Source organism: Sphingomonas crusticola (assembly GCF_003391115.1).
In the GTDB taxonomy this organism is placed as follows: domain Bacteria; phylum Pseudomonadota; class Alphaproteobacteria; order Sphingomonadales; family Sphingomonadaceae; genus Sphingomonas_I; species Sphingomonas_I crusticola.
The window spans coordinates 3,033,794-3,048,234 of sequence record NZ_QTJP01000001.1; the positions used below are offsets into that span (position 1 = coordinate 3,033,794).

Here is a 14,441-nt window from a genome sequence, read left to right on the forward strand (position 1 = left end):
CTAGCCGGGACAGCGATCGCCCGCACGCGTTTCCTGGACAGCGATGTTGCCGAGATCGAACGCCGCAGCACCATCGGTGGAGAGACGGATCGACTGCACCTTTGCGAGGTCGCCGCCGAAACAGCGCAGCGGAATACGCAGCGTCTGCCACTGTCCGGTCGGTCCGGTGAGCGGCGCGGCAAGTGCGCTGGCCGCCGGCGCGGCGCCGCCCATGCTGATCTCGAGCCTGTGCGCCGGCATCTGCACCATGCGCAGCGCTACGGTCAGCACCATGGCGCCATTGGCTTCGCGCGCAAGGTCGACCGGCGTCGGACTGTATAGCTCGATCCACGCGGGCTCGGCGCCGCTCCAGCGCGCCGCCCAGGCATCCTGTTGGCGGTTCCGGTCGATCTGGCGCAGCGTCAGCGCTTCCTTGCCATAGGTTGCCATGCGCGATCCCACGGCGGCGATGCGTGGCGCCTGCGCGTCGCCGATCGACAGCGCGAAGCCGTTGACGCCGATCCCGTCCTTCAGGAACACGCCCCGCTCGGCCGCGGGCGATGCGATCGCCACTTCCCGGAGCAGGCCAACCTTGGCCGTATCTCCGTAACGCAGGCCATAGCCATAAGCGAATTGCGGATCATAGCCTGGGTCGCCGACATTGAGCGGCGTCTGGTCGGGGCTTCTGGGCCAGGAGAAGGACAATTTGCCGGCAAAGTCGAAATTAGGCCGTCCGTTGGCCTTCGCCAGCAGCACGTCTGCGACGCCTGCACCCTCCGAGCCCGGCAGCCACGCTGCGACAAACGCGTCGGCCGCGTTGATCTGCGGGTTGAGGTAGAGCGGCCGTCCCGAAATCAGTACCGCCACCGTCGGCACGCCCGCCGCCTTGAGTTTGCGCAGCAGCGCCAGGCTTTCCGCATTCTCGCTATGGAGCGCCACGTCAGCCTGATCGCCCTGGAATTCGGCATAGGGATTTTCGCCGAACACCACGATCGCCGCGTCGGGCTTCGCCGTGAAACCTCCGTCCGGGCTGAGCGTCGCGGTTCCGCCCGCCGCGCGTACAGCGGCCTCTATTCCGCCCCAGATCGACGTCGCTCCGGGGAAATCGGTGTTCGCATTATCATTGCCCTGCCAGGATAGCGACCAGCCGCCGGTCTGCTTCATGATGCTGTCGGCCCCCGCGCCCGCGACCAGGATATGCTGGCGCGGGTTCAGGGGCAGCAGGCCGGCATCGTTCTTGAGCAGCACCAGGCTCTTGCGCACTGCCTCTCGCGCGACCGCGCGGTGAGCCGGCGAGCCCAGCAAGCTCGTGTCGCCCGCATGCGGCCGTGTTGAGGGCAGCCCCTCGTCGAACAGGCCCGCGCGCAGTTTTACGCGCAGCACGCGCCGTACCTGATCGTCCAGCCGCGCCAGCGGTATGGTGCCCGCCTTCACCTCCCGCACACTGTTCTCGAACAAGGCCTTCCAATCTTCGGGCACGTCATAGACGTCGATGCCGGCATTGGTGGAGATCGGGCAGTCGCCATTGGTGCAACCCGGCACCTGGCCGTGCGCATTCCAGTCACCCATCGCAATGCCGTCAAACCCCATGCGCCGCTTGAGCACGTCGGTGATCAGGCTGGCATTGGCGTGCATCTTCTGCCCCTGCCAGCTTGAGAAGCTGACCATCACCACCTGCACCCCCGCGTCGATCGCGGGGGGATAGCCCGCGCCGTGTATATCGCGCAGTGCCGCCTCGCTCGCGCGATTGTCGCCCTGATCGCGCCCGCCGTCGGTGCCGCCGTCGCCCAGGAAATGCTTGGCGCTGGCGACGACATGATCCCGGTCGAGGAAGGTCTTGCCGCTTCCTTGCAGCCCACGCACCATCGCGCCGGCATAGGAAGCGACCAACGCCGGATCCTCCGAATAGCTTTCGTACGTGCGCCCCCAACGATCGTCGCGCACCACCGCCAGCACAGGTGCGAACGACCAGTCCATGCCGGTCGCGCGCACCTCCTCCGCCGTCGCCCTCCCGATCCGCTCGATCAGCCGCGGATCGCGCGCCGCACCCAGCCCGATATTGTGCGGGAAGATGGTCGCGCCGAAGACATTGTTGTGACCATGGACCGCGTCCGATGCCCACATCAGCGGGATGCGCTCGCCCTTGTTTGCGGGGTCGACCGATGCCCGCCAGAAACCGTCGATCACCTTCAGCCAATCGGCGAGGCCGGCATGCTTGTTGCCGCCCGGGACGGAGCCTCCGCCATTCTCGATGCTGCCGATATGATATTTGGCGACGTCGGCGGGCGTCAGGAACTTCATCTCCGGCTGGAGCGTCTGCCCGACCTTTTCCTCGATGCTCATGCGGCCGAGCATCGCCGTAATCCGCGCCTCCATCTTGGCGTCCGGCGCCAGCGGGCTATGCGCCGCGGGCCACAGCTCCGGATGCGCCTGTTGCGCGCTGACAGGAAGGGTGATCCCGGCGCACAGGGCGCCCAAAAGCAGCTGCCGGAAACGCATAGTTCCTCCCGTCCGGTTCTCGTCTTATAGCCGTTGGGGATGCTGGCGCCGCCGCGCAGCGTCAACCGCAAACAAAGGACATGCCATGGCCGAGAAGTTCGAACGGCATCGTCAACCCTGGCGGCAGGACGAGCTGCAGAAGCTCCACACACTTGCCAAGAAGGGCATGCCGTTGCGTGCCATCGCCAAGGCGCTCACCCGCAGCGAGGAATCGATCAAGGAACGCGCCAAGGCCGACGGCCTCAGCATCGCGAAGCTTCATTGAAGACGGGCAGCCGGACCTCGCTCAGGGGTGCGGGGCCGCCGGCGCGTCAGGCGGATTCATCCCGAAGGTCGCAAACCGCGCGTCGATCGCAGGGCTGAGCTTACGCGCTGCGGCGATATCGCTCAGCGCTCCTTCCCGGTCGCCCTTCCGCGCGCGTGCCAGCCCACGCCCATAGAGGGAGGCGGGAAGGTTCGGGGCGATTTTGAGCACGGCATTATAATCTTCGATTGCGCCGTCCAGCGTTCCCATCCGCAGCTTCGCGAAAGCGCGGCTGTCGAGAATTGCCGGGCTGCCCGGGGCCAGCTTGAGCGCGGCTTCGCAATCGGCCAGCGCCGTATCGGCCGACAGATTCAGCGTGGCCTTCAGCCAGCATCGGTTGTTGAATGCCATGGCGTCCTCGGGATGCTTGGCGACGATCCTGTTGGCCAGCTCCAAGGCTTCGCGCAGTCGTCCGCGCTTGACGAGCAATGCCGAATGCAGCCCCTCCGTCGCCCGCCCGTTGCGGTCCACTTTGTCGGCTGCGGCGATATCGGCTTCGGCCTGGTCAAGGGCGCCTGCTTCGATCTCGTCATTGGCACGCATGGAAAGTGCCAGCAGATTGGCCGGATCAAGCCGCAGCGCTGCGCCGATGTCGGCCGTACGCCGGGCCCGATCGGCGGCCGGCCACAACATGGCGCGGCTGGCATAATATTCTGCCTGCGGCTTGGCGGCGATCAGTACATCCAGATCGGCAATCGCTTCAGCGTTCAGGCCGACCATAGAACGCAGTCCCACCCGAAGCTGCCGCACGTTCGCGTCGTTCGGCTGCGCCGCGACCGCTCGATCCGCTTCGGCCGACGCCTCGTCCTTGCGGCCCAGCCCGAGCAGCGCCTGCGCCCTTACGGCACGGATCGGGATCTTGGGGGCGATCGCAAGCGCGGCGTCGATATCGGCCAGCCCGTCCGCGAACCGGCCAAGCTGCACGCGCGCCGTGCCACGCCCGACAAGGCCGTGTTCGTCATTCTCGTTGAGCGCCAGATCCTGCGTGAAGTCGTGGTCCGCGTCAGCAAAACGACCGCTTTGCAGCGCCAACACGCCCTTGCTACGCCACGCCAGACCCTGCTTGGGGTCGAGCGCCAGCGCCTTGTCCGCGGCCGCCTCGCCTCGCATGTCGCCCTTCGCCGCCAGCGCCATTGCGCGTACCGAGTGAGCGAGCGCCTGATCGGGTTTCAATGCGATCGCGGCATCTTCGTCAGCGATGCTGGCGTCCAGCTCGCCGCGGTCGAAGTGGATCGCGCCACGATGCAGATAGGCTTGCGCGCTGGCAGCCTTGTCATCCTTCAGCGCCGCCATGTCGGCGTCGGTCGCGAGATAATCATTGGGCAGGCGCACATACACGCCGGTGCGGGCAAGTTCGGCCATCTGCAGCCGCGTCTGCGCCGCCTGCGCGGCAGGCAGTTCCGCCGCCAGCGCGCGCGTATCGGCCTCCATCGTCATGACGCCGTCCTGGATCCCGATCTTGCGGTGGAAGGCGTAAAGCCCGCCGATCGTCTTATCGACATCGTCGCCCTGCAACCGGAAACCTGCACCCTTGTACGGAAGCATGATTGTCTCTTTGGACTGCCACCAATCGGGATAATCGAACGCGAATGGCGCATCCCTGTTGAGCGTGTCTTCGCGCGTATCGTCGAACTTCCAGCCGAGGCGCGCACGATCGGCCTCGTACCAGCGGGTCCCGACCTCTTCGTCCCAGGCCATGCGCGCGGTTCCGACCATGGTGAGTAGGAAATCGCCACTCTCGGCATCGTCGCTAATCGCCACCGCCTGCGGCACGACGAAGTCATAGGTCTCGCGCCACAGCTTGCGCAGCGCAACATCCCGGTCGGTCGCGGACAGCTCGGAATATTTGAGCCGCATGTCGACTGCGGAATCGCCCCGGAAACGCATCTCGGCCTTGGCCGGGGCGGGAACATCTATGCCCGCACTCGCGTCGAGCGTCAGCGATGTCGTCTCGGTCGGCTGGGTCAGCGGTTCGGGCGTCAACGGCTCCAGGGCGGCACCCTGCGCGACGATCGGCAGGCCGACCTTGTAGTTAGGCGTCCGCAGCCGATCGAGCTTGCGGTCGCCGAGGCGGGTGCCGTCCAGCCAGTAACTGCGTCCGCCGATCCGCGCTTCGACGATGGCATGGTCGAACGATCCCATCATCGGCAGGCGCGTTGCCAGGAAATCGCCGTCGGTGGTGTGGACCAGAACCGGGCGGGCATCGATGCCCAATTCCTTGAGCAACGCGACCAGCAACACCGTCTTGGCCTTGCAGTCGCCGAAGCGGCGCGACCAGGTGAGGTCGGCGTCGGCGGGAACATAGCCCCCATCATCCATGCCGAGGAACAGGTAGCGGACCTGTTGCTGCACAAGCGCGAGCGCGAGCTCGGCTCTGACTTTGGGATCGGATGAGGATTGAGCGATGCGCGCCGCCTCCGCCCGCAGCGGGCTTTGCGGGGGGAGCGTGCCGGCCTTGAGGTAGAAGGGAGCGAAGACACGCGACACGGAGGGCCAGTCCGCAAATTCGGTAGCTTCCACCGCATTCACTACCTTGAAGCGCGACGGCGCGCCCCGGGGCGGCCGCGGCGTTGTCACGTTGCTCAGATCGGACACCAGCTCATTATCCGCGCCCACGCGGCCGGCCCGGGGCTGAATCACCCCCGGAAAGGCCCGCCAGGTGATCTTCTTGCTTGCCGGCCACAAGATACGCACCCGGTTGCGCCCGAACGGCACCCCGTCATTTGGCCCGATCAATATTTCCGATTTGCCGGCCATCGCCGGATCGCGCCGCGTGCGGGTATAGGCCAGGTCGATCACGTCGCCGACGCGTACATCTTCGGGCTGCAGCGTTGCGGTGAGTTCGCCGTCGAGCGCCGCCCGCTCGAGATTGGTTTCGCGGCGCACCACGATCAGCTTCGATCCGTCGCCCAGCAGGTCGATCGTCTTGCCATCCCGCAGCAGCCGGTAATGGTGCAACGTCACCGATTGCAGATCGGGATCCCAGCTGATCTGAAGCGCGCCGTCCTCCAGTCCTTGCGGGGTCGCGATCCGATAGATCACGGCGCGATAGGTGCTGTCGCCGTCCGCGCTGAACCGCACCTGGGCATCGGACAGGAGATCGACCGTCGAGGCGCCTTCAGCAGCGGCAGGCGCGGGCGGCACCGCGGCCGGCAACACCCATGATTCCGGCGGGCCGATCACCGGCCGTTCCGACCGCCGGACGGCTGCCCTTTCCACAGGAGCGGGCACCGCCGCCAGCGCGCCGACCGATATCGTCCACAACAGCAAAGACGCGGATAACGCGCGCATCACACAAGCCCCCGACTGAACCCGGGTTCCGGAGTAGAGGCTCGCGTTAGCAGGGTCGAGCCCGCTTGATGCTAGGCCGCCTGCCGCTCCAGCTGCTCACTCGCTTCCATCCAGCGGGCTTCGGCCTGCTCCAATGCCGCCGCCACGTCCGCGCGCCGCTTCATCAGGTCGCTCATCGCCAGTTGTGCAAGCTTGGGCTCCGCCTGCTTGGGATCGAACATCGCCAGATCTATCGCGCTCTGGTCGGCGGTGAGCTTGGCCACCGCCGCCTCATGCTCCTGCACCTGTTTGCGCAACGCCGCCGCCGCCTCGCGCTGGGCGGCCGCCGCTTTCTTGTCCTTCTTGCCGAACTTGGCCCCGTCCTTCTTCGGCTGGTTCTTGCCGAGGATCAGGTCGGTATAATCGTCGATGCTGCCCTCGAACTCGCGCGCCGTGCCCTCGTCGACCAATACCAGCCGGTCGGCGGTCAGCTCCAGCATGTGGCGATCGTGGCTCACCAGCAAAACCGCGCCCGAATAGCTGTTGAGCGCCTGCACCAGTGCCTCGCGTGCATCGACGTCGAGATGGTTGGTCGGCTCGTCGAGGATCAGCATGTGCGGCGCGTCACGCGTGATCAGTGCCAACGCGAGCCGCGCCTTCTCGCCGCCCGACATCTTGCCGACCTTGCTCGTGGCGCGGTCGCCGGAAAAGCCGAAGCGGCCGAGCTGCGCGCGTACCGCCGCCGGCGTTTTGCCCTGCATCACCCGCGTCATATGCTCGAGCGGCGTGTCGTCGCTGTCGAGCTCCTCCACCTGATATTGGGTGAAATAGCCGACGCGCATCTTGCCCGACGCATTCATTTCGCCATCCATCGGCGCAAGCTGCGCGGCGAGCAGGCGGGCGAGCGTGGTCTTGCCGTTGCCGTTGCGCCCCAGCAAAGCGACCCGGTCGTCGGGGTCGATCCGCAGGTTGAGCCGCTGCAGGATCGGCGTCCCAGCATAGCCGACGCTCGCCAGGTCGAGCGTGATCAAAGGCGGTCGCAATTCTTCGGGATCGGGGAAGTCGAATGACAAAGTCGGATCCTCGGCCATCGCCGCGATCGGCTGCATCCGTGCCAGCGCCTTGACGCGCGACTGCGCCTGCTTGGCAGTCGAGGCGCGCGCGCTGTTGCGCGCGATGAAATCCTGCAGCTTGGCGCGCTGCGCATCCTGGTTGGCCTTGGCCGCCGCGAGTTGCGCGGCGCGCTCGGCGCGCTGCCGCTCGAACGAATCGTAGCCGCCGGCGTATAGCGTCACCTTGCCGCCTTCGAGGTGGAGGATATTATCGACGACATTGTTGAGCAGGTCGCGCTCGTGGCTGATCACCACCATCATCGCCGGATAGGATTTGAGGAAGGTCTCCAGCCACAAGGTCGCTTCGAGATCGAGATGGTTCGAAGGCTCGTCGAGCAGCAGCAGGTCGGGCTCGGAGAATAGCAACGCCGCCAGCGCGACGCGCATCTTCCACCCGCCGGAATAGCTGTCGAGCGGCCGCTGTTGCATCGCATCGTCGAAGCCCAGGCCGACCAGGATCCGCGCCGCGCGCGATGGCGCGCCATAGGCGTCGATCGCGATCAGCCGCTCATGCACCTCGCCCAGCCGGTCGGGATCGTGGCAGGTTTCGCTCTCCGCCAGCAAGGCCGCGCGCTCGGTATCGGCGGCGAGCACCGTGTCGATCGGCGTGGCGGTGCCGCTCGGCGCCTCCTGCGCGATATAGCCGATGCGCGTGCCGCGTGGCATCTCGATCGCGCCCTCGTCGGGATCGATCTGGCCGATGATCGCCTTCATGAGGGTCGACTTGCCGGCGCCGTTGCGCCCGATCAGCCCGACGCGGCTGCGCGCCGGCAGCGTCGCGCTGGCAGCGTTGAGGATCGTGCGTCCGCCAAGGCGCACCGTAATGCCGTTCAGATTGAGCATAGCGCGCGCCTATCACGACTGCGCCGCCAAGGGTAGTGCTGCATGTGCGAACAGCTTCTTGCTCCACCCGCCGAAACGGAACGGCGTCTAACCCCGTTTCAGGCGGCCGATCGCCTCGTCGAGTGCCTGCAAAAACCGGGATCGATCCACCTTGGAAAAAGGCGCCGGCCCGCCCAGTTGATCCCCGCCGGCGCGCAGATCGGCCATGATCGCGCGCGTCGCGATCGCCGCTCCGATGCCGCTCGCGGTGAAAGGCTTGCCGGTCGGCGCGAGCACGGCCGCGCCCGCCTTGATGCAGCGATCCGCGAGCAGGATGTCGGCCGTCACCACGATCGTGCCCGCGCCTGCGGCTTCCGCGATCCAGTCGTCGGCGGCATCGAAACTGTCGCTCACCACGACCCGGTCGATCAGCGGGTGATCGGGCACGCGCAAATGGCTGTTGGACACGATCGTGACCGGCACTTCGGTGCGATACGCCACCCGGTAAATCTCCTCTTTCACCGGACAGGCGTCGGCGTCGACCAGGATGCGAGGCGTCATGCAGCGCCCATAGCGGACCGCCGACGATGGCAAAAGCGGCCAACCGAACAAGCTTGGCCTCGGATTGGTCTCAGCTGCCGCTCATTCCCCAACCTGAACCGGCGCTGCCAGCCCGATTGCCTCGCGGTTCATCCAACTTCCTGTAATTCCACCGATAAGCGGCCGTCGGTGGTCCTGCCCTATAAGCGCCGGTGGATCGGGAGACCGATTGCCGGAGGGCAGTCCGTCCGGCGGCCGCGACACGTCAGGCCCTTACGCCGATCCGCGCAAGCCCCGGCCGTAACCCGCTGGCTGAAGCGCGCAGCGTCAGCGCGCCGTTCGCGCCCATGTTCGACTGCACGATAACCTGCGCGAGGCCGTTATACAGCCGCCGCGTCCGCCCCTTTTCGGGCTCGTGGCTGTTGGCGTCGCCATTGCCGAGGCCGATGATCCGCCCGCCGTCAATGTCGAACTCCACCGCCAGATTGGCGGTCGGCACCGCGCGCCCTTGCCGGTCGAGCGCCTCCACCGTCACTGCGGTCGCGTCGCGCCCGTCGCCCGCCAGTGCGGTCCGGTCAGGCGTCAGCCGCAGCGCCACCGGCAAGCCGGTCGTCTCCACCCGCGCCCGCGCCACGATTCGCCCACCGCGCCGCGCCAGCGCTTCCAGCCGCCCCGGCGCGTAAGGCACATGCCACTCGTTCATCTCGTATGGGTCGACTTTCTGTTCGCCGATCAGCCGCCCGTTGAGCAGCAGTGCCACGCTCTCCGCGTTGCTCATCGCCATCACGCGGATCGGCTGTCCCTCCCGCCCGCTCCAGTTCCAATGCGGGATCAGATGCAGGATCGGCCGATCCTCCACCCATTGCGCCTGATGGATGTAGAAAGCCGCCTTGGGGAAGCCGCATAGGTCCATGATCCCGAAAGAGGAATTCACCGTCGGCCATTCGAACGGCTGTGGCTCGCCGCGATAGTCGAACCCGGTCCACACGAATGCGCCCGCCACGAACGGCCGCGTCGCGATCGCCTTCCACGCATGACGGTGGGTCGCGCCCCACGGCTGCGCTTCCTCGTCATAGGAGGCGAGCACATGGCGGCCGGTCCGGTCTGACGCATATTCGCCGCGCGTCATCACCGCTGACGTGTCCTCGGAGCTGGTCAGCGGCTTGTCAGGGAAGGCGGCGTGGAACTTGTCATATTGGTCGATCTGGTAATTGAAGCCGACCACGTCGACCGCCTGCGACACGTTGACCGGCTCGAACATGCCGTTGTTCATCGCCGCCGTCACCGGCCGGCTGTCGTCGAGCGCCTTGACGCAGGCCGCCATCCGCCGGACCATCTCATAGCCCTCGCGCGTCCCCTGCAGCGGCTCCTCGTTGAACACCGACCACAATATCACGCATGGATGGTTGCGGTCGCGCCGCACCATCCACTCCAGCATGGCCAGATAATCCGGGCTGCTGTTGAACAGCCGGTTCTCGTCCATCACCAGGAAGCCGAGCCGATCGGCCGCGTCCAGCAATTCTCGCGTCGGCGCATTGTGCGACGATCGGATCGCGTTGCAGCCCAATTCCTTCAAGCGCCGCAGCCGAAAATCGATGATCGCATCCGGCAGCGCCACGCCCAGCCCGGCATGATCCTGATGGATGCACACGCCCTTGATCTTCACCGGCCTGCCGTTGAGGAAGAAGCCGCGCGCCGCATCGAAATGCTGGGTACGGAAGCCCGCGGTCGTTTCCACCGCATGCAGCTCGCGCCCGCCGGCATGGACGCTCGTCCGCACCCGATACAGCGTCGGAGTCTCGATCGACCACAGACGGGGCTGGTCCACCGCCAGCGTTGCCCAGGCCACGCCCCGTCCAAGCGGCGCCACCGTCACCGCTGCCTCAGCCTGCGCCACTGCCTTGCCGTCGGGATCGATCAGCACCGCGCGCACCGTCGCGTCGGCTTCGGCCTCGCCGATATTCCCGACGGTCGCCTCGACTGGAATGCTCCAGTGCCCGCCCGCGCCCTCGCGCGGATGGGCGTAGACGCCGTCACTGACGATATGCACCGCCGGCCTTTTGACCAGCCAGACATGGCGGTAAATCCCGCCGCCCTCATACCACCAGCCCTGCAGCGGCGAGGAATCGGCGCGCACCGCGATCACATTGGGCTCGCCGCCAAAGCGCGCGAACGCGGTCACGTCGATATAGGCACTGTTATAGGCGCTCCAAACGTGAGCGACGACATTGCCGTTGAACCAGATGGTGGCGTTGGTCGCGATGCCGTCAAATTGCAGCTCCAGATATTTGCCGCGATCCGCCTCGCTCAGCGTCAGCGTGCGGCGATACCAGCCGACCCCCTTCGGCCGATAGCCCTGGCCGACATTCTCCTCAGGCGAGAATGGCCCTTCGACCACGAAATCGTGCGGCAGATCGAGCACGCGCCACTTTGCGTCGTCATATTTGATCGCCGCCGCGCCCGCCGCTGCACCGGCCTTGGTGCTCGCATAGGTTTCGTTGCCGCTATGCGGCGGGACGGACATGATGTCGCCGCGATAGAAGCGCCATTCGCTGTCGAGCAGGTTGCGTGAGGGGTCGCCCGGAGGCGGCGCGGCGGGGGAGGGGCCGCCCGCCGCCGCTGCCAGCAGCCGCGCCGGGCGCCCTAGCGACGCCGCCAGCCCGATCCCGCCGCTCCCGGCGAGAAACGCCCGCCGCCGCACGCCTGTTTTCGGAGAAATATAGTCGCCCATCCTGCAGCCCCTCCGCTCTGTTATGCAGCGATGCTAGCGGACGGGGGGACGGCGACGCCAACGCTTATTCGCACGCCCCCTGATGAGGGGCGGCTGGGAGCAGCGAAGCTATGTGATCTTGCGCCCATGTTTTACGTGCAAAAGGAGGCGGAGCATGCCCCGCCCCCTGTCATCGCCTTGAAAACGCGTAAAATTCCCTGTTGAACAGGCAGGAATGCGCTACTTATTCGCTTGTGATGCGCCGCTTCGCCAACGCGGCATCGACGCTCCATTCGCCCCCGCCGGCGAACGCCAGGAACAGGAACACGAAGCAGTATAGCACCGCCGCGTCGCCGCCATTGATCGCGGGCCACGGGCTGTGTGGGAAATGGCCGATGAAATAAGCGACTGCCATCTCGCCCGAGCAGACGAACGCGGCGACGCGCGTGAACAGGCCCAGCGCCAGCAGCGCGCCGCCGACCACCTCGATCACCGCTGCCGCCATCAGCATCGCCGGCAGCGGATCGGGCGCGCCCGGCTGGGCGGCGGGAAAGTGGAACAGCTTCATCAGGCCATGCTCCATGAACAGCAAGGCGGCCACGATACGAAGCACGCTCAAGACGCGCGGTGTCCAGATGGTCATGATAGTCCTCCCCAGGGTTTGACGACGCAACGCACCGGTACAGGCGACCCGTGCATAACCCCAAGCGCGCGCCGGCTCCATCCCCCCTTTTTGCGAGGTAGCGGGAGGTGTCGGGCGGCGCGGCGCGGTGGGGCGATCAGAGAAAGGACGGCCCCGCGCGGCCCCCGTCCGGGCAGCGCGCGGGTCCTGCAGCGTCAGCCGTCGTTATCGTCGTCGCTGTCGGTCTGACCGAGATAATCCTCCTCGTCGTCCATCATCGGCTCGCCGGCAAAGGCGCCGTTGTCGATGCGGCCGCTGCTGACCATCTGGTTCATCGTGTCGACGAGGTCAGGCACGTCCAGCGGCATCACGCCTGCCGGGTTGGTCGCGCCGCCATGCTCGCTCTCGACATAGGGATCCGCGCCGAGATGAAGCGCCTCCTCGGCCACGTCCTGCGCCTGCGTCGGTTCGCGCTGCTCGGCATTGTCATTGTCGTCCAGGTCGTCCGGGTCATTGTCGGGAATGAGGTCGTCAGCGGGAATGGAAGACATGGCCGGCCTTTCAAGAAGAGGGATATCCCCTGAACCGCCCGATGGGCGTGCCCGTTCCACGCGCCGTATGAGATGACCCCAGGGACGGTCCGGCGGAATGGCGGAGCGGGAGGGATTCGAACCCTCGCTACGCTATTGAAATATGCTCGCTTTCCAGGACGGTCCGGCGGAATGGCGGAGCGGGAGGGATTCGAACCCTCGATACGCTTTTGACGTATACTCACTTTCCAGGCGAGCGCCTTCGACCACTCGGCCACCGCTCCATTCCGCCGGAGCGCTGCGCCCTATCGAAGGGGAAAGGCTTTCGCAAGGCAGCCACCCTGTGGCAGGCTCTGCGCCATGAAATATCCCGCCTCGCTCGCGCTCGCCGCGCTCCTCGCCACCGCCGCCGCGCCGGCGCCTTCCGCCGCCCCCGCCGCCACGCCCAAGCCGCCGACGCTGGCGGATATCGTCGCGGCCGCCCCGGCTTCCGATTGGCAGCGGGTCGATCCGCAGGATGTGGTGCTGATCGATCTTGCCAATGGCCGCCGTGCGGCCTTCGCGCTCGCGCCCGCCTTCGCGCCGGCCCATGTGGCCAACATCCGCGGGCTGATCCGCGCCCACTGGTTCGACCATGGCGCGGTCTATCGCGTGCAGGACAATTATGTCGTGCAATGGGGCCAGAATGACGACGACAAGGCCCCGCCCGAGGGGCTCGGCCAGCATTTGCCCGCCGAATATGATCGCCCAGCCGCCGGCCTGGCGATGACGCCTCTGCCCTATCGCGATACGTTCGCGCCGAAAGTCGGCTATAGCGGCGCCTTCCCCGCCGCTTCGGACGGCGGCCGCGCCTGGATGGCGCATTGTTACGGCATCGTCGGCGTCGCCCGCGGCCTGAAGCCCGATACCGGCAGCGGCGGCGAGCTCTATGCCGTCATCGGCCAGAGCCCGCGCGCGCTCGATCGCAACATCGCCCTGGTCGGCCGCATGATCGACGGCTTCGAACATATGACCGCCTTGCCGCGCGGCACCGGCGCTCTCGGCTTTTATCAGAAGGACGAACATCCGCTCGCCATCACCCGCCTCGTTCTCGCCGCCGATTTGCCCGCGGCCGAGCGCCCGGCTTATGAATGGCTCCGCCCCGACAGCGCGAGTTTCGCCAAATGGCTGCACCTGCGCGCCAACCGCCACGATGATTTCTTCGAGCGCCCGGCCGGTGCGATCGATCTGTGCAACGCGCTGCCGCCGGTCCGCGTTGTAGCCCATCGATGAACCTGTTCAATTGGCGCAAGAAGCCTGCGGAGCCGCCCCCGCCGCCGCGCGCGCCCGCTGCGATCCCGCCCGGGCAGCGTGTCTATGCGATCGGCGATATCCATGGCCGCTTCGATCTCCTCGAGCGTTTGCTCCGCCAGATCGAGGCGGATGACCAGGCGCGCGGGCCGGCGGAGACACACGTCGTCCTGCTCGGCGACCTGATCGATCGCGGGCCCCAGTCGCGCGAGATCGTCGATTTCTTCCTGCACGGCCCGCCCGCTTTCGCGCGCTTCCATTACATAATGGGCAACCATGAAGAGATGCTGCTGCAGCTGATCGATGATCCCGATCTGCCGGAGATGCTGCATTATCTACGCTATGGCGGGCGCGAATTGTTCGAAAGCTATGGCGCGCCACGGATGGTGCTGGACGTGCCCGACCGCTTCACGCCCGATACCTTGCCTTCCTACGTGCCGGAAACGCACCGCGCCTTCTTCCGGGCGATGCATGATGGCGTGCAGTTCGGCGATTATTTCCTCACCCATGCCGGCATCCGCCCGGGCGTCGCGCTCGCCCAGCAGGAGCGGCAGGACCTGCGCTGGATCCGCGCGCCCTTCCTCGACAGCGCGGACGATCATGGCGCGGTCGTGGTCCACGGCCACACCGTTCGCAACGAGGTCGAGATTCTGCCGAACCGCATCGGCATCGACACCGGCGCCTACATGACCGGCGTGCTCACCGCGCTCGGGCTGGAAGGCACCGAGCAATGGCTGCTCCAGACCCGGCCGGGCAGCTAGCT

Annotated in this window: 10 protein-coding genes and 1 tRNA gene; 3 read left to right on the forward strand and 8 right to left on the reverse strand. The window is 66.6% G+C overall.

Annotation, left to right across the window (positions count from 1 at the left end):
• Entirely contained in the window at nt 1-2,478 is a 2,478-nt protein-coding gene (locus DX905_RS14360) for a glycoside hydrolase family 3 protein (RefSeq protein ID WP_116091953.1), read from the reverse strand.
• Between the two features lie 85 nt (nt 2,479-2,563).
• Here DX905_RS14360 and DX905_RS14365 point away from each other — a divergent pair, with 85 nt between their 5' ends.
• Nucleotides 2,564-2,743 carry a hypothetical protein gene (locus tag DX905_RS14365; protein ID WP_116091954.1) on the forward strand — a complete coding sequence of 60 codons (180 nt, stop codon included), beginning with the start codon at nt 2,564-2,566 and terminating at the stop codon, nt 2,741-2,743.
• A gap of 21 nt (nt 2,744-2,764) precedes the next feature.
• On the opposite strand, the gene DX905_RS14370 is transcribed toward DX905_RS14365, so the two are convergent.
• The 7 genes from DX905_RS14370 to DX905_RS14400 form a co-directional block, all read right to left on the reverse strand.
• The gene (locus DX905_RS14370) at nt 2,765-6,073 is read right to left on the reverse strand and encodes a DUF3857 domain-containing protein (RefSeq protein WP_116091955.1); all 3,309 of its coding nucleotides are present in this window, start codon (nt 6,071-6,073) and stop codon (nt 2,765-2,767) included.
• A 71-nt stretch (nt 6,074-6,144) separates the two neighbouring features.
• Nucleotides 6,145-8,007: an ABC-F family ATP-binding cassette domain-containing protein gene (locus DX905_RS14375; RefSeq protein WP_116091956.1), complete on the reverse strand. Its 1,863-nt coding sequence runs from the start codon at nt 8,005-8,007 to the stop codon at nt 6,145-6,147.
• An 87-nt stretch (nt 8,008-8,094) separates the two neighbouring features.
• A complete protein-coding gene (locus DX905_RS14380; protein WP_116091957.1) occupies nt 8,095-8,547 on the reverse strand; it encodes a YaiI/YqxD family protein in 453 nt (150 codons plus the stop codon).
• Between the two features lie 244 nt (nt 8,548-8,791).
• Entirely contained in the window at nt 8,792-11,257 is a 2,466-nt protein-coding gene (galA, locus tag DX905_RS14385; protein ID WP_116091958.1) for a beta-galactosidase GalA, read from the reverse strand.
• 223 nt (nt 11,258-11,480) lie between these two features.
• Entirely contained in the window at nt 11,481-11,879 is a 399-nt protein-coding gene (locus tag DX905_RS14390; RefSeq protein WP_116091959.1) for a DoxX family protein, read from the reverse strand.
• A 194-nt stretch (nt 11,880-12,073) separates the two neighbouring features.
• A complete protein-coding gene (locus tag DX905_RS14395) occupies nt 12,074-12,409 on the reverse strand; it encodes a hypothetical protein (RefSeq protein WP_240320869.1) in 336 nt (111 codons plus the stop codon).
• A 172-nt stretch (nt 12,410-12,581) separates the two neighbouring features.
• Nucleotides 12,582-12,672, reverse strand: a tRNA-Ser gene (locus DX905_RS14400).
• A gap of 76 nt (nt 12,673-12,748) precedes the next feature.
• Here DX905_RS14400 and DX905_RS14405 point away from each other — a divergent pair.
• Entirely contained in the window at nt 12,749-13,660 is a 912-nt protein-coding gene (locus tag DX905_RS14405; protein WP_116091960.1) for a peptidylprolyl isomerase, read from the forward strand.
• Nucleotides 13,657-14,439: a metallophosphoesterase family protein gene (locus DX905_RS14410; protein ID WP_116091961.1), complete on the forward strand. Its 783-nt coding sequence runs from the start codon at nt 13,657-13,659 to the stop codon at nt 14,437-14,439. Before DX905_RS14405 ends, DX905_RS14410 begins: the two co-directional genes overlap by 4 nt.
• The last annotated feature ends 2 nt before the right edge of the window (nt 14,440-14,441 follow it).

Bases quoted from the DNA above. Each gene is read 5' to 3' on its own strand.
- DX905_RS14360 (WP_116091953.1), bottom strand. From the start codon at position 2,478: ATGCGTTTCCGGCAGCTGCTTTTGGGCGCCCTGTGCGCCGGGATCACC.
- DX905_RS14365 (WP_116091954.1), top strand. From the start codon at position 2,564: ATGGCCGAGAAGTTCGAACGGCATCGTCAACCCTGGCGGCAGGACGAG.
- DX905_RS14370 (WP_116091955.1), bottom strand. From the start codon at position 6,073: ATGCGCGCGTTATCCGCGTCTTTGCTGTTGTGGACGATATCGGTCGGC.
- DX905_RS14375 (WP_116091956.1), bottom strand. From the start codon at position 8,007: ATGCTCAATCTGAACGGCATTACGGTGCGCCTTGGCGGACGCACGATC.
- DX905_RS14380 (WP_116091957.1), bottom strand. From the start codon at position 8,547: ATGACGCCTCGCATCCTGGTCGACGCCGACGCCTGTCCGGTGAAAGAG.
- galA (WP_116091958.1), bottom strand. From the start codon at position 11,257: ATGGGCGACTATATTTCTCCGAAAACAGGCGTGCGGCGGCGGGCGTTT.
- DX905_RS14390 (WP_116091959.1), bottom strand. From the start codon at position 11,879: ATGACCATCTGGACACCGCGCGTCTTGAGCGTGCTTCGTATCGTGGCC.
- DX905_RS14395 (WP_240320869.1), bottom strand. From the start codon at position 12,409: ATGTCTTCCATTCCCGCTGACGACCTCATTCCCGACAATGACCCGGAC.
- DX905_RS14405 (WP_116091960.1), top strand. From the start codon at position 12,749: ATGAAATATCCCGCCTCGCTCGCGCTCGCCGCGCTCCTCGCCACCGCC.
- DX905_RS14410 (WP_116091961.1), top strand. From the start codon at position 13,657: ATGAACCTGTTCAATTGGCGCAAGAAGCCTGCGGAGCCGCCCCCGCCG.